The organism is Leucobacter sp. NPDC077196 (assembly GCF_040687075.1).
Classification (GTDB): domain Bacteria; phylum Actinomycetota; class Actinomycetes; order Actinomycetales; family Microbacteriaceae; genus Leucobacter.
The window spans coordinates 476,595-497,677 of sequence record NZ_JBFBML010000001.1 but is presented as its reverse complement, the minus strand read 5'-3'; the positions used below and the strand labels follow the sequence as shown (position 1 = coordinate 497,677).

The window sequence follows — 21,083 nt, the reverse complement described above, 5'->3', positions numbered from 1 at the left end:
GAGACGGCCGCGAAACAGCGACGGCGCACACTGGACCCACTGTGGCGGCCACGGCCCGCTCGAGAGAAAGGCACCAGCATGGAACTCACTCCTTCTGACGTGTGGACGCTTACGAGCGCCGCACTCGTCCTGATCATGACACCCGGACTCGCGCTCTTCTACGGCGGACTCGTTCGGGTGCGCTCGGTCGTCAACATGATGCTCTTCAGCGTCAGCGCCATGGGCGTCGTCGGTGTGCTGTGGATCCTCTTCGGCTACAGCATGAACTACTTCGCCGAGGGCGAGAGCGGTTTCGCGGGCAGCCCGTTCAAGGACTTCGGCCTGATCAACACCGATCCGACGAGCTTCATCGGCGTGGGCTTCGGGGCGGTCTTCGCGATGATCACGACCGCGCTCATCTCGGGCGCCATCGCCGATCGCGTCGGGCTCGGCTCGTGGGTGCTGTTCTCAGGCGTCTGGGCCACCCTCGTGTACTTCCCGGTCGCAGCCTGGGTCTGGGGCGGCGGGTGGATCCAGAATCTCGGCAGCACGCTGGGCCTGCCCGATGTCATCGACCTCGCGGGCGGCACGGTCATTCACATCAACGCCGGAGCTGCAGCACTGGCACTGGCACTGGTGGCGGGCAAGCGCATCGGCTTCGGCAAGGGATCGCACCAGCCCCACAGCATTCCGCTCGTCACGATCGGCGCGGCACTGCTCTGGTTCGGCTGGATCGGCTTCAACGGAGGCCTCGCGACTGAGACCGGTGAGGCCGGCCTGATCCTGGTCAACACGCTCGCCGCCCCTGCTGCCGGTATCGTCGGCTGGATCCTCGTCGATGTGATGCGCGGCAAGAAGCCCGGCGTCATCGGTGCGGCATCGGGCGCGGTGGGCGGCCTCGTCGCGATCACACCGGCCGCCGCGAGTCTCTCCCCCGTCTGGGCGCTGCTGCTCGGGCTGATCGCCGGCATGGCGTGCGCGCTCGCCATCGAGTGGAAGTACCGCCTCGGATACGACGATTCCCTCGACGTGGTGGGCCTGCACCTGGTCGCCGGAGTGATCGGCTCGCTCTACCTGGGCTTCTTCGCCTTCTCCGACGGCCTCTTCACCGGGGGCGACGCCGGGCTGCTCCTGGTGCAGACGATCTCCGTGCTCGCGGTGATGGTGTACTCCTTCGTGGTGTCGCTGGTCATCGCGCTCGGCGTGAAGCTCATCACCGGGCTTCGCGTTCCCCAGCAGGTGGAAGAGGCCGGGATCGACTTCGCCGCGCACGGCGAAGAGGCGTACGCATACGCCTCCCCCGAGGTGGTGACGGCGCCGACGCGCTGATCCATCCTCCCTTGAACGCGGGGCCCGGTCGATGACGCTCGGGCCCCGTTCTGCTGCCAGCATCACCCTTCGGCGCGCGTGCCGCACCTCGCTGCTCAGATAGGCTCGTGCCCATGACCGATTCCCCCGCAGCCGTATCGACCGACCACGACGCGAAGGATCTCGCCCAGATCGCCGCACGGATTGCCGAGCACGCTGCAGCCCGCGTCCTCGAACTCCGCGCATTGGGGGTCTCCGTCGCGGCCAGCAAGTCAAGCGCTACCGACGTCGTCACCGCGGCAGATCAGGAGTCGGAGCGGCTCATCGTCGCCGCGATCCAAGAGGTGCGGCCCGATGACGGCATTCTCGGTGAAGAGGGCACGGGTATTCCCGGGACGAGCGGCATCACCTGGGTCATCGATCCGATCGACGGCACCGTCAACTACCTCTACGATCTCCCGGCCTACGCCGTGAGTATCGCCGCGACCGTCGCCGACGCAGCCGCCTACGCCGATGGTCGCCGTGCGATCGCGGGCGCGGTCTGCAACCCGCGTACCTCCGAGACCTTCGTCGCATGGCAGGGCGGCGGCGCATACCGCAACGGGAAGCCCATTCGTATCACGGGCCAGGAGGATCTCTCCGTGTCACTCGTGGCCACCGGCTTCGGGTACACGGTCGAGCGTCGCATCGAACAGGCCGAGATGGTGGCGCGCGTCATTCCACGGGCGCGCGACATCCGCCGGAATGGATCCGCAGCGTACGACCTCTGCATGCTCGCAGCCGGCCGACTCGACGCTTACTACGAGCAGGGCTTGCAGCCGTGGGACTACGCCGCCGGTGTGCTGATTGCGAGCGAGGCCGGGGCCACGCTGATCGGCCGCGATGCGGCGACACCTCCGGGCGAGTCATTCATGGTGGTCGGAGCTGCAGGAATCGTCGAAGAGCTCCGCTCGCTCGCACTCGGGCAGTAGCGCGCACTCGGGTAGTAGCGCGCACTCGCAACGCGCGGCTCACCACCGCCCGGTGCCACCCGAATTTGCGTCACTCGGTTTCGCGCGTTGCTTTCCATGCGGCTGCGCGGGCAGTGAGCTGCTCGGCGAGCGCTGCCAACTGTGCCGGATCAGCTGCCCCCGCCCGCCCGTACGCCACGCCGAGCAGAAATGTCGACAGGGGTGCAGCCGGTCGCGCGACGTCATGAGCGACATCGCGAGCGACATCGAGCACGGTGCCGATGCGGACGGCATCGGGCTCGACGTCGAGTTCTGCCGCAGCGACGGCGAGCCAGGCGTCGAGCGCTTCGGGTGGGAGATGCTTCGAGTGCGACATGATTCCTCCAGGCTGTGCTGCGGGCTACTGCGGGCTGCTGCGGGCTGCTGCGGGCTGCTGCGGGCTGCTGCGGGGTGCTGCGATGGCTGATTCAGGAGCGATGTATGGCTGCGCGTGCGCGAGCGAGATCGCTCGGCGTGTCGATATCTGCGACGGTCTCGGCGTCGGCGTCGAGCCACCGCAGCTCGAGCGAGGCCATGACGCGTCGCAGCGGTTGGTCAGCGACGAGACCGTCGAGCGCCGCAATGGCACGAGCGAGCGAGGGCACCCGATACCGGCCGGCGAGCCATTGGGAGCGGCCCTCGGGATCGCGCAGCAGCACCGCGTCCTCGCGAGCCGCGGGAGCGTGAACGCGCAATTGCGCCACCACGTCATCGGGTCGCACGAGGTCGCATGCGAGCAGCAGCACCTCGTCGACGTCGCTGTCGATGACCGCAAGACCTGCGGCGAGCGCGGCAAGCGGCCCCGAGTACGGCGGCTGCTCCCGCACTGCCAGGCAACCGGGGGGCGCCGCGCCGGTCGGGCCGACGACGACGGGTCGTGCCACTCCTGCGAGTCGGGCCCCCGCGACCGCGCGATCGACCAGTCGTGCTCCCCCGAGCTCGAGATCGGCCTTGTCGACCCCACCGAGCCGCGATCCCCGGCCTCCCGCGAAGATGATCGCGCCGAGGCCCCTCGCCGCGTTCACCATGACACCAGCACGGTGTCGACCGATTCCCCCGCGACCACGTCGCCGCGGCCGTGCTCGACGATCGCGTACCCGTCTGCCGACCCATGCCCACCCACGGCGTGCGAGTATCCGCGCGCATCGACCGCGGGGACGCAGTGCAAGCCGGCGGCCGTGCTGCGCACGCGCACGGGGAGCACCTGTACGCGTTCGGCGTTGCCTCGCCAGCCTCGGTCCACGACGGCCGGAATTCGCGGCCGGTGCAGTCGCTCTGATCCCTGCATCCGCCGGAGCGCGGGCCGCACGAAGAGCTCGTAGCTGACGGCCGCGCTCACGGGATTGCCGGGGAGCGAGAATATCACTGCCCCACCGGACAGCGTGCCGAAGCACTGCGGCTGCCCCGGTTTGACGGCGACCCGCACGGCTCTCACCGAAGGCTCGGCTGCAAGTGCGATCCTCACGATGTCGTGCAGGCCCGGCCCGACACCACCGGTGGTGATCACCGCGTCGACGTCGCCGGAGAGGTGAGCGAGCCGCGAGGCGAACGCCGAAGCGTCGTCGCCGCTCACCGAGACCGACGCCGCCTCGATCCCGTCCTCCGCAAGCAGACCGGCGATGAGCACCGAGTTCGACTCGGGAATCTGCCCGCGCTCGAGCGTCGCGCCGGCAACCTGCAACTCGGCGCCGGTGGCGATCACGGCGACGCGCGGCCGTCGGCGCACGCGCACTGCAGCGACCCCGGCGGCAGCGATCGCGGCGAGGCGGCGCGCTCCCAGGCGTTCGCCGGTACGCGCGAGCACGGCGCCGGCGAGAACATCCTCGCCACGTCGGCGCACGTGGGCGCCGCGCGACACCGCTTGGCGCACCTGCACGGTGCGCTCGGCCCATAATGCTCCGGGCACGTCGGAACTCGTGTGTTCGACGGGAATCACGGCGTCCGCGGCGCTCGGCAGGGGCGCGCCGGTCATGATGCGTACGGCGGTTCCCGGAAGCAGTTCGGGATCGTCGCTGGTTCCGGCCGCGACTTCCCCGACGATCCGCAAGCGCACGGGCGACGCGAGCGCGGCCGACGCGGTGTCAGCACTGCTCACGGCGTAGCCATCCATCGCCGAGTTGTGCCAGAGCGGCAGATCGACCGCAGCGACGACATCAGCAGCGAGCACCAGGCCCAGTGATTCCCGGAGGGGAACGTCGATCGCCGGGAGCGCGGCGACGGTATCGAGCACGGTTCGCAGATGCTCGTCGACGGAAACGGGCCCGGCATCCAGCGCCGCGCCTTGGCTGCCCGTGCCCATGTCACCACGCTTTCGATTTCGGTGCGCGCCGGTACGGCGCCTTGCTCCCGATCACCTTCGATGATATCCAAGAGGTGTGTCACGTATCGCAGCGCGTCGAAGAGTGACCCGCCTCACCGTCGGCGGATCCCGCGTTCGACGAGCCGATTTCCTCGCGGTGGAAGAACCGCTCGAGATCCGTGTGCGCGGCAGGTCGCTCGCCGTAACGATGCGCAGCCCCGGGCACGACGTCGAACTCGCCGCAGGCTTCCTCGTCTCCGAGGGAGTGGTTCACCAGCAGAGCGACTTCGCCGCCGCCATCCACTGCGCAAGCGACGGCGAGCCAAACACGTACAACGTGCTCGATGTCGCCCTCGGACCGGGCGTGGCTCCCCCAGATCCCAGCTTGGAGCGAAACTTCACCACGACGAGCTCGTGCGGGCTCTGCGGCAAGGCGACCATCGATGCCGTGCACACGCGCTCGCGCTTCGACGTCGCAGAAGATCCACTCCGCATCGACGCTTCCATGATCATCACATTCCCCGATCAGCTGCGCGCCCAGCAGGCCGTCTTCGAGCGAACGGGCGGCCTCCACGCCGCCGCCCTCTTCGACGGGCGAACGGGCGAGATGCTCGTGCTGCGCGAAGACGTCGGCCGCCACAACGCGGTCGACAAGGTCGTAGGCTGGGCCCTCCTGCAGGGGCTGCTGCCCCTGCGATCCGTCGTGCTGATGGTCTCGGCTCGCGCGAGCTTCGAGCTCACGCAGAAGGCTCTCATGGCGGGGATTCCCATGCTGACCGCCGTGTCAGCCCCCTCGTCGCTCGCGGTCGAGCTCGCCGAGTCGTCGGGAATCACCCTCGTCGGCTTTCTGCGCGGGGACTCGATGGTCGTCTACAACCGCGACGACCGCATCACCGACATCGCGCACGAATCACTAGATCCAGCCGGCAGTGACGTCGGCCCCCTCGAGAAAGCAGTGCACCCATGAGCCCCAAGGCCCCCCGCGACGACTTCTCCGACGCCGACATCGAGGTCACCGAGCCGAAGGACTATGCCGCGGGGCTCGGCGGCGTCTTCCATTCGATGGAGCCGGCGGTGAAAACACTGGGCCTCGCCAAAACCGCGAAGCTCATGACGAAGATCAACCACAAAGACGGCTTCGACTGCATGAGCTGCGCCTGGCCCGACCCGGAGCACCGCAAGATCGCGGAGTTCTGCGAGAACGGCGGCAAGGCGGTGACCTGGGAGGCGACGCCCGTGACCGTCCCCCGTTCGTTCTGGGAGGAGCACTCGCTCACGTCGCTCGAGGACAAGACCGAGTACTGGCTGGGCATGCAGGGGCGGATCACCGAGCCGGTCTACAAGCCGGCGGATTCCGATCATTACGAGCCGGTCAGCTGGGACCGGGCCTTCGACATCGCCGCGGGGCATCTGAACGCGCTGGATCACGCGGACGAGGCGTCGTTCTACACGAGCGGGCGCGCGTCGAACGAGGCGGCATTCATCTACCAGCTGTTCGCTCGCGTCCTCGGCACGAACAACCTGCCCGACTGCTCCAACATGTGCCACGAGTCGACGGGCACCGCGATGACGTACACGGTCGGCATCGGTAAGTCCACGATCGCCTACAACGACTTCCTCGAATCCGACCTGATCATCATCATGGGTCAGAACCCGGGCACGAATCACCCCCGCATGCTCACCGCCCTCGAAGAGGCGAAGGAGAACGGGGCGAGCGTCGTCGCGGTGAACCCGCTGCCCGAGGCCGGCCTGCTCGGGTACAAGGACCCGCAGAAGGTGCGGGGGTACGTCGGCAAACCGCTGCAGATCGCCGACCAGTTCCTCAAGATCCGCTCCGGCGGCGACGCCGCGCTGCTGCAGGCCGTGTCCAAGCGCGTCATGGAGGCCGAGCGACGCGCCCCCGGCACCGTGCTCGACCACGAGTTCATCTCCGAGTACTGCGACGGCTTCGAGGAGTTCGCTGAGCACATCGTGCACGTGGACGACGCGGCGGTCGAGCGCGCCACCGGGCTCTCCGCGGCAGAGATCGACGAATTCGCCGAGCGGTACATGCGCGCCGGTCGCGTGATCATCTGCTGGGCCATGGGCATTACGCAGCACCGGCGCAGCGTCGACACGATCAAGGAGATCATCAACCTCCTGCTGCTCCGCGGCAATATCGGCAGGCCCGGGGCCGGTGCATCACCCATTCGCGGTCACTCGAACGTGCAGGGCGATCGCACCATGGGCGTGTGGGAGCAGATGCCCGATTCCTTCCTCGATGCACTTGGCAAGGAGTTCTCATTCGATCCTCCGCGCGAACACGGGGTGGACGCGGTGCACGGCATTCGGGCCCTCGACGAGGGCAAGATCAAGGTCTGGTTCGGCCTCGGGGGCAACCTGCTCGGTGCGATCTCGGACACGAATCTTGCCGAGTCTGCGATGCGCAAGACTCGTCTCAGCGTCCAGCTCTCGACCAAGCTCAACCGTTCGCACGTGATCACGGGTGAGGAGGCTCTGATTCTGCCGGTGCTCGGGCGTACCGAGGTCGACGTGCAGCTCAGCGGCCCTCAGTACGTCACCGTCGAAGACACGGTCTGCGCCGTGCACGCCTCGCACGGGCAGGTGCCGCCGATCTCGGAGCACGTGCGCTCAGAGATCGCGATCGTCGCCGGCATCGCCCACGCGACGCTCGGCAACCGTCACGGGATCGACTGGCTTGCGATGATCGACGACTACGACGTGATTCGCGATCACATCTCTCGCGTCGTTCCAGGCTGTGCGGACTACAACGAGAAGACGCGGCGGAAGGACGGCTTCCTCTTGCCGAACGGACCCCGCGACGAGCGCCGCTTCGACACCGCTACCGGCAAGGCGCGCATGACGGTGAACGGGCTGGAGCACGTGGAGTGCCCTCCAGGCCGGCTGATCCTGCAGACCATCCGCTCACACGATCAGTTCAACACGACGATTTATAGCCTGAACGACCGCTACCGCGGCATCAAGAAGGGTCGCTCGGTGATCTTCGTGCACCCCGATGATCTCGCTGAGCTCGGATTGGCCGACGGGCAGACCGTCGACATCTTCAGCGAGTGGAAGGATCAGCCGGACCGCGTGCTCCGCGGGTTCCGCACGGTCGCATTCCCCACGGCACGCGGGTGCGCGGCCGCGTACTTCCCAGAGGCGAATGTGCTCGTGCCGCTCGACAGCACCGCCCTCGAGAGCAACACCCCCGTGTCGAAGGCAGTCGTCGTACGGCTCGAGGCGTCACACACGCCAGTCGGCGTCGGGCGCCCGGTCACCGTGTAACCTCCGGGTGCTTGCCTCTCCGACAACGGCGAAGCAGGCACCCGGGGTACATTGCGGTCACGCAGCGGCGCGCGGCGCTCCCATGCCCGGGTCGATCTGGGTGGGCCCCGCCTGCGACGGGCGCGGGTCGAAGTCGAAGATCTCGGTCGGCAGATACACGGTGGAGCAGGAGTTCGGAATGTCGACGACTCCTGAGAGGCGCCCCTCGATCGGAGCGGCTCCGAGCAGCAGATAGGCCTGCTCCGGGCTGTAGCCGAACTTCGTAAGGTAGTCGATGGCGTGCAGACAGGCTCGCTGGTACGAAAGGTGCGAGTCGAGATAGCGCTGCTCACCGTCGAGCGTCACCGACGTGCCCGAGAAGGCGAGCCAGTGGCTGTACTGCGGTTCGACGTTACCGGGCATGAAGATCGCGTTCTCGTGCACGCCGTAGGTCTCCATGCCGCCCTTGATCAGGTCCACGCGCAGGTCGATGAACCCGCCCATCTCGATCGCGCCGCAGAACGTGATCTCCCCGTCGCCCTGCGAGAAGTGCAGGTCCCCGACCGAGAGATTGGCGCCGTCCACGAACACCGGGTAGAACACGCGGGAGCCCTTGGTGAAGTTCTTGATGTCCTGGTTGCCGCCGTTCTCGCGCGGCGGCGCGGTCCGCGCCGCTTCACCGCCGACGCGCGCCCACTCCCCGCGATCCAGCCCGCCCAGCACGGCGTGCTCGGCCTCCGGCGGAAGGGCCAGCGGCGGAACGCGATCCGGATCGGTGGCGATGAGCGCAGCCTCGCGCGCGTTCCATTTCGAGAGCAGCCCGGCGGATGGAGCGGTTCCCATGAGCCCCGGATGAATGATGCCGGTGAACGAGACTCCGGGAATGTGCCGGGACGTCGCGGTCTGCCCCGAGAAGTCCCAGATCGCCTTGTACGCGTCGGGGAACTGGTCAGTCAGGAAGCTGCCGCCGTTGCGTTTCGCGAAGATTCCCGTGTATCCCCAGCCCTGCCCGGCGAGCGGGCCGGAATCCTCTTGTGGAATCGGGCCGACGTCGAGAATGTCGACGATGAGCAGGTCGCCCGGCTGCGCCCCCTCGACGCGGAACGGCCCGCTCAGCGTGTGCACCGTCAGCAGCGGTGCGTCGAGGATGTCTTGCGCCGAGTCGTCGTTGACGATCGCGCCGTCGAACCACTCGCGGCAGTCGACGCGAAACGCGTCTCCGGGCTTCACGGTGGCGACGGGAGGGATCTCTGGGTGCCAGCGGTTGTGGCCGACCTTCTCCTGCTCGGTGAACTTCTTCTTCGAATCCAGCTGGAATACATGTTCGGGCATCGGCTCGTCCTCTCTTCCTGTTGCGGGTGGTGCGGGGTCTTGCAGGGTCTGTGCTTACGGCTTGGGTAACCGTGCGTGAAGCGGATTGCGGCTGACGGGCTGACGCGCAGTCGCCCCTCGAGCGGGAAGGCGATCGACCGTCTGCGGTTCGTGGGCGCTCTGCGCGCTCCGCTCGATCAAGTCGTACGTGCTGCTGCCCGCGGCGGAAAGGTGAGGTGCAGTGATGGCGCGGGTGGCGGCAGCCCCGCACCGCTTGCAAGTGATGTTTCGAGGCACCTCGCTCATCGAATACATGGCATCGAAGGCGCACCCCTCGGCGCAGCGAAAGCTATAGTTCGGCATCGGTTCGACCTCCGGTCGTCGCACCGGCCGGGACACGGGCGGATGTGTGCTGGCCGGGGCGGCCGAGCACCCACGCCACGGCGAAGCATGCCGCGAAAGCTGCAGCCGCTACGAGCGCCGGCACTGCGCCCGTGACGTAGGTTCCGGTCAGGAGCATGAGTGCCGGCACTGCTCCTGTTCCGATGCCGAGTAGCAGGGTGAACCACCCCGTCAGTCGCGTCAGCCGCTCGCGTCCACGGGCGAGCACGAGGAAGAAGAGCAGCCAGAGCACGGCCCACGACCACCAGATCACGCCGAAGACCGGATCAGCCGCGTGCGTGAATTGCACGACACCGTAGATGACCGCGCACGCCGCGACGAAGATCGAGAACCAGCCGAGCCCCTCGCCGCTCGCACCGGTCAGCGTGTTCCAGGCGACGTAGAGGTAGGTGAACCCGAACAGATACAGGCCAGAAGCTCCGAGAATCACCGAAGGGTCGCCGTTCGCTTGGGCGATGATGATGGTCGGGAAGACCACTTGCATCCCGCCGACGAAGAGGTTCATGGCGGCGGCGGCCCGCGCTGGCACGACGTCGAGCAGCATCAGTCCGTTGATGAACAGCACCGCCCCGACATAGAGCAATCCAACACTACTCATTGCTTCTCCCCTCGCTGCACTGCGTGAAGAGCGACCGGGAACATACCTCGGTCAGGCTCGGCAGCCGCACACTCACTGGGCGACCGCTCTGCTCCAGAAGCTAGCCCCAGTTCCAAAACAAGTCAACAGATGGCGCGCACCGCGGCACTCGAGCCGCCATTCCACGGCCCGCACGCGCGCCTCGAACGCCCGCTCGGTCCCGCAGAACCGGCGATATACTGGCGCTCGTGACGCATTTCAGGATCAGCGAAGCCGCTGTACTTCTCGGGGTCAGCGATGACACCATCCGCCGCTGGAGCGCCGACGGAGCCCTCGATGCGTCGGTTGACGCATCCGGGCGACGCACCGTGACCGGGGCATCGCTCGCCCGGCGGGCACTCGAGCTCGCGCCCGACCCGGGCGAGCCGGGCACTATGCGACGCAGCGCGCGCAATCGATTCACGGGAATCGTGACGGCCGTGCAGCGAGAGGGCCTGGTCGCACAGGTCGAGCTTCAGTGCGGGCCGAATCGCGTCGTCTCGCTCATGACCGCCGAAGCGCTCGACGATCTCGCAATCGAGGTCGGGTCTCGCGCGACGGGCGTCGTCAAAGCCACCACCGTCATGATCGAAGCCGAACGCCGGTGAACCGGCGGCCCGCCCACTCGAGGAGCTCTCGTGCCCCACGCACTCGCAACTTCCCGCACCCGCTCGAGCGCTGGTACACGTGCCCGCCGAGCCGGCGTCGCCACCGTCGTGGCCGGGATCCTCGCGCTCACGGGGTGCGGTACGGCCCCCGAGTCAGGTGATACCGACGTCGACGGAGCTGCGGGCACGAATCTGTCGGGCTCCCTCACGGTCGCCGCAGCCGCCTCGCTGCAGGAGGCCTTCGCGGAGATCGCCGACGACTTCAGAGTCGAGCATCCCGGCGTCGAGTTCGATGCGCTCACGTTCGACGGCTCATCGGTGCTCGCCGCACAGATCATCGGCGGTGCTCCGGTCGACGTCTTCGCCTCTGCCGACGAGCACACCATGTCGAGCGTGGCCGATGCCGGGCTGCTCGGTGCCGAACCCGTTCCCTTCGCGACGAGCAGCCTCGAGATCGCGGTGGCGCCGGGAAATCCCCTCGGCATCGAGTCCCTCGCCGATCTCGACGATCTCGGCGGGGATGGACGGGTGCCGACCCTGGTGATGTGCGCGCCCGAGGTGCCCTGCGGAGCCGCGGCGCGGCAGTTGCTCGAGCGCGACGGGGTGGAGTTGGATCCCGCGAGCGAGGAGCAGAACGTGACGGCAGTGATGACGAAGGTGGCGTCCGGGGAGGCAGATGCGGGGCTGATCTACCGCTCCGATGTGCTGCGCTCAGCGGGCGAGGTCGACGGAATCGAGATTCCCGGGGCGGCCGAAGCCGCGGGCAGTTATCTCATCGCGCCCCTCGAAGGATCCCGGTCAGACGCGGCTGCTCGAGCATTCGCCGACTATCTGCTCACCGACTCGGCTCAGGCCCGCCTGGCCGACCTCGGCTTCGGACCGGTTCCAGTCCCGTGAGCGACGGGTACCGCCGACACATCGCGCACTCCGGCCGTCGCTTACGTCGACGCGGATCGCGGCAGCGGAGCGACGGCGATGTCCCAGCGCTGGTGGTGGTTCCCGCGCTGCTCGGTGGCGCACTCCTCGTGCTGCCGCTCGTGGCGCTGCTGACTCGCATGAACTGGTCGGCCCTGCCCGCAACGCTATCCTCGCCTGAAACCGGCAGCGCCCTCGCACTCTCGGTCACCACGGCGGTCTCGGCAACGCTCTGCTGCATTCTGCTGGGCGTCCCTCTCGCCATCGTGCTCTCCCGAGCGAACGGCTGGTGGTCGGTGCTGCTGCGCGGAATCGTCACTCTGCCGCTCGTGCTCCCTCCCCTTGTCGGCGGCTTGGCATTGCTGTCGCTGCTCGGACGCGGCGGGGTGTTCGGTGACTTCCTCATGGAGGCCGGCATTCGAATCCCCTTCACCACTGCCGCCGTCGTCATCGCGCAAACGTTCGTGTCGCTTCCGTTCCTCATCATCTCGGTCGAGAGCGCGCTGCGCAGTCTCACGCCAGCGTTCGGAGACGCCGCTGCCACGCTCGGCGCGACGCCAACGACGAGGCTCTTCAGAGTCACGCTGCCGCTGATCCGCCCGGGTCTCACCGCCGGTGTCATTCTGTGCTTCACGCGCGCCCTCGGGGAGTTCGGCGCGACGGCGCTCTTCGCGGGCAACGCCGGCGGCACGACGCGCACCGTTCCCCTGGCGATCTACACCGCGTTCAACGGTGCCGGTGTGACGCAGGACACCGCGCTCACGCTGTCGCTGATCCTCATCGCCATCGCCATCGCCTCCCTCGCGCTGGTGCAGGGGCGCACCGCGTCACGTGCGCTGTAGCGCTTCACCGCTGGGGCCGGGGAGCAACTGCTAGGGTGGCGCGCAGGAGGTGCCGCGATGCTGAAACTGAGGCCCGTTTCGCGGGCCACCGGGCGCGCGCAGCGATTGCCCTCCGTCGGTCTCCCCGACGCTCGGGGGCGCGCGCTGCGGGATCTGCGCATCTCCATCACCGATCGCTGCAACTTCCGCTGCGTGTACTGCATGCCGAAGGAGCTCTTCGGCAGCGACTACCAGTTCATGGAGCGCGACGAGCTGTTGAGTTTCGACGAGATCGTGCGCATCGCCGGCACGGCCGTGGAGCTCGGAGTCGACAAGCTGCGCCTCACCGGCGGGGAGCCGCTGCTGCGCCGGGGCATCGAAGAGCTCATCGCGCGGCTCGCGGCGCTGCGCACACCCGACGGGCGCAAGCCCGATCTGGCACTCACCACGAACGGCTCGGCACTGCGCGTCAAAGCCGCCGCTCTGCGCGAAGCCGGGCTCGACCGCGTGACCGTCTCGGTCGACTCGCTTGACGAGTCCCGCTTCCAAGCGATCAACGACGTGCGCTTTCCGCTCGCCCGCGTCTTCGACGGTATCGAAGCGGCCAACGCCGCCGGCCTCGGGCCGGTGAAGGTCAATGCCGTCATCAAGCGCGGCGTGAACGACGACGAGATCGTGCCCCTCGCCGAGCACTTCCGAGCGCGGGGTCAGATCTTGCGCTTCATCGAGTACATGGACGTCGGCGCGAGCAATGGCTGGGTACTCGACGACGTGGTGCCGTCAGCAGAGATCGTCGAGCGCATCCATGCCGTGCACCCCCTCGCCCCGGTTGCCGAATCTCGGCCGGGCGAAACCGCGAAGCGCTGGCGCTACGCCGACGGATCGGGTGAGATCGGCGTGATCTCAAGCGTCACCGGAGCGTTCTGCGGCACCTGCACCCGAGCGCGGGTGTCTGCCGACGGCAAGCTCTACACCTGCCTCTTCGCATCGAGCGGGTTCGATCTACGCGAGTTGCTGCGCTCAGGGGCCGACGACGGGCACCTGCGAAACGCTCTCGCGGGAGTCTGGGCCCGGCGCGACGACAATTACTCGGAGCAGCGCGCGCAACTCGGCGAAGCCGCTCCGGATCGCGAGCGGATCGAGATGTCGTACATCGGAGGCTGACCGCGTCAGAGCCCCACCCATTCACTGACCCCGTCGGCGAAGTGCTGGCGCTTCCAGATCGGCACCTCGTGCTTGATCCGCTCGACGAGGCGCTCGATCGCCTTGAAAGCTTCAGCGCGGTGGGGCGCCGCTGCCGCTGCGATGAGCGCGGCGTCGCCGATGCGGAGTTCACCGATGCGGTGCACGGCTGCGAGCCGAAGACCCGACCGCTGCTGCTCGGCCGCGACGCATGCAGAGATGAAGCGCTCGGCATCGGGGTGCGCCCGGTAGTCGAGCGCCGCGACATCTCGGCCGCCGTCGTGATCGCGCACGACGCCGTGGAAGAGCACGAGCGCACCGCACTCCGGGGAATCGACGGCGGCCCGGATCGCGCTCTCGTCGATCGGGTCGTCGGTGATGCGAGCGAATACGTCGGTCATGCGCCATCCTTCCGGTCGCGCGCGTCTGTCGCGCCCGCCTCATCTACTCCTCTGACAATCAGGTCGGGCGCGATTCGCACGAGCTGAGCGATCCCGCCGACCACGTACCGCACATCTGCGACCCCTTGCGCGACGAGTGCATCCGCAGCGCGCATCGACCGCGGGTCGCGCTCGCAGTAGAGCCAGATCGGGGCGTCGGCATCGGCGGCTCTGAGCTGTCCGATTTCTCCGGCCTCGATACGATCCACCGACAATTGCGACGATGCGCGCACGCGGCGTTCGGCGAACTCCTCCGCCGAGCGCACATCGATCACGCACATGGATCGGCCGTCGCGGAGTGCCTCGGCGAACGCTTCAGCGCTGGCACCGTGCGTGGTCGGCTGCGCCGTCACTGGGTGCGCACCGCAGAGCATCTCGTAGTCCACCAGCCCCGTGACCCGGGGCGCGGTCGGATCGCGCTGCACTCGGAGTTCCCGAGTGCGCGCGGCGAGCGCGTCGTAGAGCAGCACCCGCCCGAGCAGGGGTTCGCCGATACCGGTGATGAGCTTGAGCGCTTCGGTGGCCATGAGCGTGCCCACCGTGCCGCAGAGTCCGGGCAGCACGCCGCCCGCCGCGCAGTTCAGCACGTTCTCCGGCGCCGGAGGGATCGGAAAGATGTCACGGTATCCAGGTCCGTGCGCGTGCCAGGCCACTCCGACCTGGCCCGAGTACTGCAGGATCGCTCCCCACACCAGCGGAGTGCCGGTGAGATCCGCAGCGTCGTTGGTGAGGTACCGCGTGGGAAAGTTGTCGCTCCCGTCGAGCACGAGGTCGTACTCGGCGAAGAGGGCGAGTGCATTCTCCGCACTCAGCCGGACTCGGTGCCGATCGACCCTGATCTCGGGATCCAGAGCGAGTACCGTCTCTGCGAGCGCATCGACCTTTGCACGCCCCACGTCTGACGTCCGATGCGTGGTCTGCCGATGCAGATTCGACAGCTCGACGAGGTCATCGTCGAGGAGCCCGATGCGCCCGACACCGGCCCCGGCGAGAAACGGCACACTCGCGCACCCCAGTCCCCCGGCTCCGATCACCAGCACACTCGCGTTCGCGAGCCGCCGCTGCGCCTCATCGCCGAACCCCGGAAGCACGATCTGGCGTTGAGCCCGCGTCGCGGCTGCGGCGCTCAGCGCAGCTCGCGGCTCGACGAGCGCCTCTGGCCGCGGTGCGCCTTCGGGCGTCAGGTGCGCCGAGTGCGTCGTCGCACGAGAATCACCGATCGCAGGCATGCGGCCCATTCTACGAGCCGCCGCTCCCCGGCGGGTTCGCTAGCATGGCGGTATGCCTCCGATCACTCTCAGATACTTCGCTGCCGCGGCGGACGCCGCAGGTCGTGAAGAAGAGTCGTGGGAGCCTGCGAACGATGCTTCGCTCGCAGCACTCCGCGTCGAGCTGATCGAACGATACGGTGACGACATGCGCCGCGTGATCCAGTCCGGTTCCTTTCTCATCGACGGCACCGTGCGTTGCGACGATGGCGAGATCGCGGGATCGGTCGTAGACGTGCTCCCGGCCTTCGCCGGGGGGTGATGATGCGCAGCCACACCGAGCACGCAGCGATCGTCGCCGAGCTGGTCACGCCGCTGCTGCTGCAGCTCGCCGACCGGGATCCCGAGATGCTCGCAATCGACGATGCCGGGCTCGACGGCCGTGTCGTGGCGCACGATATTCTCGCAGCGATTCCCTTGCCGCCCTTCGATAATTCCCAGATGGACGGCTACGCGGTTCGCACTGCAGATTTCTCGGGCGACGGGCCGTTCACTTTCGTCGTGGGCCCCACTGCAGCAGCAGGTGTGGCCCCGTTCTCGTGCTCGCCGGGCTCGGCCTGCCCGGTGATGACCGGCGCTGCAATACCCTTCGAAGCCGACGCCGTCATCCCGATCGAGCAGGCGGATCCCCCGCGCTTCGGCCTGCTCCAGCGAATGGGAGCGGCTGCGACCCCCGGCGCTGCTCCTGCGTATGACGCCGAGACCGTCACCTTCTCCCACGCACCGCAACCGGGCGCCTTCGTGCGCGAGCAGGGCTCAGACCACGCGGGCGACGCGCCCCTGGTGCTGCGCGGCAGCAGACTGCGCCCCAGTTCGATCGGCCTCCTCGCCAGCGCGGGAGTCGCAATGGTACCGGTGCTCCCGCGCCCGCGCGTGCTGCTCCTCTCGACCGGCGATGAGATCACCGCTCCGGGCGGCCGGCTCGCTCCCGGGCGCATCTACGACGCGAACGCTCCTCTGCTCGCGGCGGCACTGCGCGCCGCCGGCGCCGAAGTGACGGTGCACCGGGTCGCCGACCAGCCCGGGGCGCTGCTCGCCTGCATTGCCGCTGCGGGCGAGCACGATCTGCTGGTGACATCGGGCGGCATCAGCGCCGGCGCCTTCGAAGTCGTGCGCGATGCATTCGGCGGCGATCCGCACACCGAGAACGATCCGAGCAGCATCGCGTTCACCGCGATCGCGCTGCAGCCCGGAGGCCCGCAGGGTGCGGGCTTCGTCGCGGTCAACGGCAGGCGGCTCGCGACTCTGTGCTTTCCCGGGAACCCGGTGAGCTCGGCATTGTCGGCCGAGCTCTTCCTGCTCCCCCTGCTGCGAGCCCATGCCGGGATCCCCGAGCACGGCCAGCGTTCGACCGCTCGGCTCGCCCACGAGACCGACTCGCCGGAGCACAAGCACCAGGTGCGCCGGGGGCGCTTTCTCGACGATGGCAGCGTCGAGCTCTCGCCGCCGAGCTCCCACTTGCTCTCCGATCTCGCCACCGCCGAGCTCCTCGCCCACATTCCCGTTGGAGTCGCCTACCTCGCGGCTGGCTCCCCGATCGAGATCCAGAGGTTCGATGTCTGAGTCCACGTTCCCCGCAGCTTCCGCGGAATCAGGTGAATTGACTCATCTTCGCGCTGACGGTAGCGCGCATATGGTCGACGTCAGCGACAAGGCGGTGACGAAGCGCACGGCCACGGCCGAGGCATTTCTCGAGACTCGCCCCGATGTGGTCGAGCGGCTCGCGACCGGCGACCTTCCGAAGGGCGAAGCACTGGGCACAGCGCGCATCGCCGGCATCATGGGCGCGAAACGCACGCCCGATCTCATCCCGCTCTGCCATCCGCTGCCGCTCTCGAAGGTCGCCATCGATTTCGAGTGCCAAGCAGCACGTATCCGCATCACCGCCACCGTGACCACGCGTGGTGTCACGGGAGTGGAGATGGAGGCGCTGACGGCGGTGAGTGTCGCCGCCCTCACGCTGTACGACATGATCAAGGCGGTCGACCACCACGCCGTCATTTCGAGTACCCGGGTGCTCGCGAAGGCAGGCGGTAAGAGCGGGGACTGGGAGATCGCATGACTGGCGCCCTGCGCAGCGCCCATGTGATCGTCGCCTCGACGAGCGCGGCCGCGGGAACGGCAGCGGACACGACTGGGCCAGCGATCGCCGCCTGGCTGCAAGAGCGCGGGTTCTCCGTTGCCGGGCCCACGGTCGTCTCTGACGGGATCGACGTGGAGCACGCAGTGCGCTCTGCACTGGACGACGCCCCCGCAGTGATCGTCACCACCGGCGGAACCGGCGTCTCCCCGAGCGACCGCACCCCCGAGGCCGTTGCCCCGCTGCTCGAACTGCAGTTGCCCGGCATCATCGAGGAGCTGCGTCGTCGCGGAGCCGAGCATCTGCCCGCTGCCGTGCTCACCCGTGGAGTTGCCGGGTTCGCCGGGCCGACATTCGTCGTCACGCTGCCCGGCTCGGCCGGCGGAGTGCGGGATGGACTTGCCGTGCTCGAGCCGATCCTCGACCACCTGCTCGCGCAGCGCACCGGCGCCAAACGGTCAAACGACGGGCACGCAGGGCGTCGCTGAATGCAGTGGCGAGACCGATGACGCGGCCGTCTGCACCCTAGACGCCGAGCGCGGCCTCGATCGGACCGCGCGCGAAGAACAGCACGAACCCGGCAGCGACGACCCAGAGCAGCCAGTGCACCTGCTTCGCGCGACCCGAGAACGCGTGTACCAGCACCCAGGCCACGAAGCCCGCGCCGATACCGTTCGCAATGGAGTAGGTCATCGGCATGACCGCCACCGTCAAGAACACCGGAAGCAGCACCCGGAAGTCGCTCAGGTCGATGTGCTTGATCTGCGCCATCATCAGCGCGCCCACGATCACCAGCGCTGCTGCGGCCACCTCGGTCGGCACGATCTGAGTCAGGGGCGTGAAGAACATCGCGAGCAGGAACATGAGGCCCGTGACGATGTTCGCGAACCCGGTGCGCGCCCCTTCGCCGATGCCGGCCCCCGACTCGATGAAGACGGTGTTCGACGATGACGATGTGAGACCGCCGGCGATGGCGCCGACGCCCTCGACGACGAGCGCGGACTTCAACCGCGGGAAGTTGCCCTGCGCATCGGCGAGCCCCGCTTCACGCGAGAGACCGGTCATCGTGCCCATGGCATCGAAGAAGTTCGTGAAGAGCAGCGTGAAGACGAGCATCACGATGGTGACGACGCCCACCCGCCCGAGATCGAAGCTGACCGCTCCGACGAGCCCGAGATCCGGGATGCCGAACGGCGCTCCGTCGAGCGCTGGCACTGTGAGCCCCCAGCCGCCCGGGTTCTCAGTCGCGGCGCCGAGGTTCCAGATGGCTTCCACGACGACCGCGATGACGGTGCCGGAGACGAGGCCGACCAGCAGGCCACCCTTGACCTTCGCCGCGACCAGCACTCCGGTCAGGATCAGCGTGACCACGAAGATCAGCGTCGGGACGGTGACGACCGAGCCACCGATGCCGAGCCCGACGGGAGGAGAGGCGCTTCCCGTCGCCGTGACGAACCCGGAGTTGACGAAGCCGATGAACGCGATGAACAGGCCGATGCCGACGGTGATGGCGAGCTTCAGTTCAACCGGTACGGCGTCGAAGATCATGCGGCGAAGACCGGTCGCGGCGAGCAGCACGATGAGCACGCCGTTGATGACGACGAGCGCCATGGCTTCGGGCCACGTGACCTGACCGACGACGGAGAACGCCAGAAATGCGTTGATACCCAGGCCCGCTGCGAAGCCGAAGGGCAGACGTGACACGATGCCGAAGAGGATCGTCATGACTCCGGCGGTGAGCGCGGTGACTGCGCTGACCGCCGGGAACGAAAGCGTATTGCCCTCGACATCGACGCCGCTCGTCAGAATGATCGGGTTCAAGATGACGATGTACGCCATTGTCACGAAGGTGACGAGGCCACCGCGTATCTCAGTGCCGAACGAGGATCCGCGCTCGGTGATCTTGAAGTAGCGGTCGACACCTCCCCATGCACCGGTGGGCTTCCGCTCGTTCGTCACCTGCTGCGCCTCCGTCACGGGCAGCTCCTCTCCGTCACACTGGATGTTCGCTGAACACAGAAACGCTACCACCGCCGAATGGCGGCGCGGTGCTCGAACGAAGACAGCCGAGGGCCGCTCGCGCGAACGAGCGTCCCTCGGCTGAGAAGAGAACAGGCGCCAGCTATCGAGCTGGCAGCGGGTGGATCAGCTGACGCCGAGCAGATCGATCACGAAGATCAGCGTCTTGCCCGACAGCGGGTGCCCACCCGCGGTGCCGTAGGCCTGCGCGGCAGGAACGATAAGCTTGCGGCGGCCGCCGACCTTCATGCCGGGAATGCCGACCTGCCAGCCCTGGATGAGCGCGCGCAGCGGGAAGTTGATGGACTCGCCACGACCCCACGACGAGTCGAACTCCTCGCCCGAGTCGTACTCGACGCCGAGGTAGTGCACATCGACGGTCGAGCTGGCGAAGGCCTCCTCGCCGGTGCCTTCCACGATGTCGACGATCTGCAGTTCAGCGGGCGCGGGGCCCTCGGGAAACTCGATCTCAGGCTTCGTCTGCGGGGTTTCACTCATGACCTCATTCTCGCCGATAATCCAGGCACGCCGCCTCCGAGTTCGCCCACAGGGAAACTGCCCGGCGCTGCCGAGTATGCATGGCGCGAACAACGAGCCACCGCTTCCGGTAACCTTTCACTGTGAGATTCGCACACTTGATCCTTGCTCCGGCCGCCACTCCAGAGCTCGTCGTCATTGACGACGACCGCTACATCGCTCTTCGCGCGCTCGGCCATCCGCATGCGACACTGCAACAACTGATCGAGGCCGGAGACGACGCCTTCGCGCACGTGCGCGGCGCTGTCGAGACGGCTGCAGACGACGCTTGGTCGCCGGTCGTGGAGGCCTCCTTCGCCCCCGCGGTGATCGGTGCGCCGATCGTGCTGGCGGTCGGGCTGAACTACGACGAGCACGCCAGCGAGCTCAGCCTCGACAACGACTCCGGCCCGGTGCTCTTTTCGCTGTTCCCGAACTCACTCGGCGCGCACAACGGCGAGATTCCCCTCTCGAGCAGCGTCAGCGAAGAGGTCGACTACGAAGGCGAACTCGGCGTGATCATCGGCAAGTCGGCGAAGAACGTCTCGCCCGAGGATGCGCTCGAGTACGTCTTCGGGTACACGGCGATCAACGACGTGACCGCGCGCGACATCCAGTTCCAGGAGCCGCAGTGGTCGCGCTGCAAGTCGTTCGACGGGTTCACCCCCATCGGCCCGGTGGTGGTGACGTCCGATCAGATTCCCGACCCGCAAGCGCTGCACCTGACCACCGATGTGGACGGACTGCGCGTGCAGGATTCGACGACCGGGTTCATGATCCGCACGGTCGCCCAGCTCATCTCCTCGATCTCGCAGGAGTCGACGCTCTTGCCGGGAACCGTCATCTCGACCGGCTCCCCCGGCGGCGCTGGGCGCTCACGCAAGCCGCCGCTCTACCTTCGCCCCGGCACCGACGTGACCGTGACGATCGAGGGCATCGGCGCTCTCTCCTCGCACTGCGTCGAAGCGTAACCGCACCGCACACCAGCGCTCGAGCCCGGGGAGCGCCAGCACCCCAGCACGCGGCGCAGACGCGAAACGGCCGATGGGATCTTCGAATCCCA

23 protein-coding genes are annotated in these 21,083 nt (G+C 67.8%); 13 read left to right on the top strand and 10 right to left on the bottom strand.

Features of this window, described 5'->3' with window-relative positions:
- Positions 1-78: 78 nt before the first annotated feature.
- Positions 79-1,308: an ammonium transporter gene (locus AB0O71_RS02385; RefSeq protein WP_363741448.1), complete on the top strand. Its 1,230-nt coding sequence runs from the start codon at positions 79-81 to the stop codon at positions 1,306-1,308.
- 113 nt (positions 1,309-1,421) lie between these two features.
- Entirely contained in the window at positions 1,422-2,258 is an 837-nt protein-coding gene (locus AB0O71_RS02380) for an inositol monophosphatase family protein (RefSeq protein ID WP_363741446.1), read from the top strand.
- Between the two features lie 70 nt (positions 2,259-2,328).
- On the opposite strand, the gene AB0O71_RS02375 is transcribed toward AB0O71_RS02380, so the two are convergent.
- From AB0O71_RS02375 to glp (AB0O71_RS02365), 3 genes are all read right to left on the bottom strand, one after another.
- Positions 2,329-2,613, bottom strand: a complete 285-nt coding sequence (locus AB0O71_RS02375; protein ID WP_363741443.1) for a DUF6457 domain-containing protein — start codon at positions 2,611-2,613, stop codon at positions 2,329-2,331.
- Between the two features lie 91 nt (positions 2,614-2,704).
- A complete protein-coding gene (locus AB0O71_RS02370) occupies positions 2,705-3,304 on the bottom strand; it encodes an NTP transferase domain-containing protein (protein ID WP_363741440.1) in 600 nt (199 codons plus the stop codon).
- Positions 3,298-4,575, bottom strand: coding sequence for a gephyrin-like molybdotransferase Glp (gene glp / locus AB0O71_RS02365; RefSeq protein WP_363741437.1), 1,278 nt, complete (start codon positions 4,573-4,575; stop codon positions 3,298-3,300). The genes AB0O71_RS02370 and glp (AB0O71_RS02365) overlap by 7 nt, the downstream gene beginning before the upstream one ends.
- Positions 4,576-4,651: 76 nt before the next feature.
- Here glp (AB0O71_RS02365) and fdhD point away from each other — a divergent pair, with 76 nt between their 5' ends.
- Positions 4,652-5,542, top strand: coding sequence for a formate dehydrogenase accessory sulfurtransferase FdhD (gene fdhD, locus AB0O71_RS02360; RefSeq protein WP_363741435.1), 891 nt, complete (start codon positions 4,652-4,654; stop codon positions 5,540-5,542).
- The gene (locus AB0O71_RS02355) at positions 5,539-7,863 is read left to right on the top strand and encodes an FdhF/YdeP family oxidoreductase (RefSeq protein WP_363741432.1); all 2,325 of its coding nucleotides are present in this window, start codon (positions 5,539-5,541) and stop codon (positions 7,861-7,863) included. The genes fdhD and AB0O71_RS02355 overlap by 4 nt, the downstream gene beginning before the upstream one ends.
- Positions 7,864-7,920: 57 nt before the next feature.
- Here the strand turns inward: AB0O71_RS02355 and fmdA are convergent, their stop codons facing one another.
- Genes fmdA through AB0O71_RS02340 form a run of 3 tightly spaced genes read right to left on the bottom strand, consistent with a single transcriptional unit; the run spans position 7,921 to position 10,153 of the window.
- On the bottom strand, positions 7,921-9,174 hold the full coding sequence (fmdA, locus tag AB0O71_RS02350) for a formamidase (RefSeq protein WP_363741429.1): 1,254 nt from the start codon (positions 9,172-9,174) through the stop codon (positions 7,921-7,923).
- 54 nt (positions 9,175-9,228) lie between these two features.
- On the bottom strand, positions 9,229-9,459 hold the full coding sequence (locus tag AB0O71_RS02345) for a zinc ribbon domain-containing protein (RefSeq protein WP_363741427.1): 231 nt from the start codon (positions 9,457-9,459) through the stop codon (positions 9,229-9,231).
- A gap of 43 nt (positions 9,460-9,502) precedes the next feature.
- Positions 9,503-10,153 (bottom strand): AmiS/UreI family transporter, encoded by a 651-nt coding sequence (locus tag AB0O71_RS02340; RefSeq protein WP_363741425.1) that lies wholly within the window; start codon positions 10,151-10,153, stop codon positions 9,503-9,505.
- A gap of 227 nt (positions 10,154-10,380) precedes the next feature.
- Here AB0O71_RS02340 and AB0O71_RS02335 point away from each other — a divergent pair, with 227 nt between their 5' ends.
- The 4 genes from AB0O71_RS02335 to moaA all read left to right on the top strand — a co-directional run bounded on the left by AB0O71_RS02335 (position 10,381) and on the right by moaA (position 13,679).
- On the top strand, positions 10,381-10,779 hold the full coding sequence (locus AB0O71_RS02335; RefSeq protein WP_363741423.1) for a TOBE domain-containing protein: 399 nt from the start codon (positions 10,381-10,383) through the stop codon (positions 10,777-10,779).
- Between the two features lie 30 nt (positions 10,780-10,809).
- Complete coding sequence (modA, locus tag AB0O71_RS02330) at positions 10,810-11,676, top strand: molybdate ABC transporter substrate-binding protein (protein WP_363741421.1); 867 nt, start codon at positions 10,810-10,812, stop codon at positions 11,674-11,676.
- An 89-nt stretch (positions 11,677-11,765) separates the two neighbouring features.
- Positions 11,766-12,536 (top strand): ABC transporter permease, encoded by a 771-nt coding sequence (locus tag AB0O71_RS02325; RefSeq protein WP_363742124.1) that lies wholly within the window; start codon positions 11,766-11,768, stop codon positions 12,534-12,536.
- A gap of 57 nt (positions 12,537-12,593) precedes the next feature.
- The gene (gene moaA / locus AB0O71_RS02320; RefSeq protein ID WP_363741419.1) at positions 12,594-13,679 is read left to right on the top strand and encodes a GTP 3',8-cyclase MoaA; all 1,086 of its coding nucleotides are present in this window, start codon (positions 12,594-12,596) and stop codon (positions 13,677-13,679) included.
- A 5-nt stretch (positions 13,680-13,684) separates the two neighbouring features.
- On the opposite strand, the gene AB0O71_RS02315 is transcribed toward moaA, so the two are convergent.
- Positions 13,685-14,098: a molybdenum cofactor biosynthesis protein MoaE gene (locus tag AB0O71_RS02315; RefSeq protein ID WP_363741417.1), complete on the bottom strand. Its 414-nt coding sequence runs from the start codon at positions 14,096-14,098 to the stop codon at positions 13,685-13,687.
- A complete protein-coding gene (locus tag AB0O71_RS02310) occupies positions 14,095-15,366 on the bottom strand; it encodes a ThiF family adenylyltransferase (protein WP_363741415.1) in 1,272 nt (423 codons plus the stop codon). Before AB0O71_RS02310 ends, AB0O71_RS02315 begins: the two co-directional genes overlap by 4 nt.
- Positions 15,367-15,418: 52 nt before the next feature.
- On the opposite strand from AB0O71_RS02310, the gene AB0O71_RS02305 reads away from it, so the two are divergent.
- Genes AB0O71_RS02305 through AB0O71_RS02290 form a run of 4 tightly spaced genes read left to right on the top strand, consistent with a single transcriptional unit; the run spans position 15,419 to position 17,973 of the window.
- Entirely contained in the window at positions 15,419-15,667 is a 249-nt protein-coding gene (locus tag AB0O71_RS02305) for a MoaD/ThiS family protein (RefSeq protein WP_363741412.1), read from the top strand.
- 2 nt (positions 15,668-15,669) lie between these two features.
- Positions 15,670-16,968 carry a gephyrin-like molybdotransferase Glp gene (gene glp / locus AB0O71_RS02300; protein WP_363741409.1) on the top strand — a complete coding sequence of 433 codons (1,299 nt, stop codon included), beginning with the start codon at positions 15,670-15,672 and terminating at the stop codon, positions 16,966-16,968.
- Positions 16,961-17,467, top strand: coding sequence for a cyclic pyranopterin monophosphate synthase MoaC (gene moaC / locus AB0O71_RS02295; protein ID WP_363741407.1), 507 nt, complete (start codon positions 16,961-16,963; stop codon positions 17,465-17,467). The genes glp (AB0O71_RS02300) and moaC overlap by 8 nt, the downstream gene beginning before the upstream one ends.
- On the top strand, positions 17,464-17,973 hold the full coding sequence (locus AB0O71_RS02290; RefSeq protein ID WP_363741405.1) for a MogA/MoaB family molybdenum cofactor biosynthesis protein: 510 nt from the start codon (positions 17,464-17,466) through the stop codon (positions 17,971-17,973). Before moaC ends, AB0O71_RS02290 begins: the two co-directional genes overlap by 4 nt.
- 37 nt (positions 17,974-18,010) lie before the next feature.
- Here the strand turns inward: AB0O71_RS02290 and AB0O71_RS02285 are convergent, their stop codons facing one another.
- Both AB0O71_RS02285 and AB0O71_RS02280 read right to left on the bottom strand, forming a co-directional pair.
- Positions 18,011-19,462 (bottom strand): NCS2 family permease, encoded by a 1,452-nt coding sequence (locus AB0O71_RS02285; RefSeq protein WP_363741403.1) that lies wholly within the window; start codon positions 19,460-19,462, stop codon positions 18,011-18,013.
- A 168-nt stretch (positions 19,463-19,630) separates the two neighbouring features.
- Positions 19,631-20,002: an FKBP-type peptidyl-prolyl cis-trans isomerase gene (locus tag AB0O71_RS02280; RefSeq protein ID WP_363741401.1), complete on the bottom strand. Its 372-nt coding sequence runs from the start codon at positions 20,000-20,002 to the stop codon at positions 19,631-19,633.
- 122 nt (positions 20,003-20,124) lie between these two features.
- Here AB0O71_RS02280 and AB0O71_RS02275 point away from each other — a divergent pair, with 122 nt between their 5' ends.
- Positions 20,125-20,991, top strand: coding sequence for a fumarylacetoacetate hydrolase family protein (locus tag AB0O71_RS02275; protein WP_363741399.1), 867 nt, complete (start codon positions 20,125-20,127; stop codon positions 20,989-20,991).
- Positions 20,992-21,083: the final 92 nt, after the last annotated feature.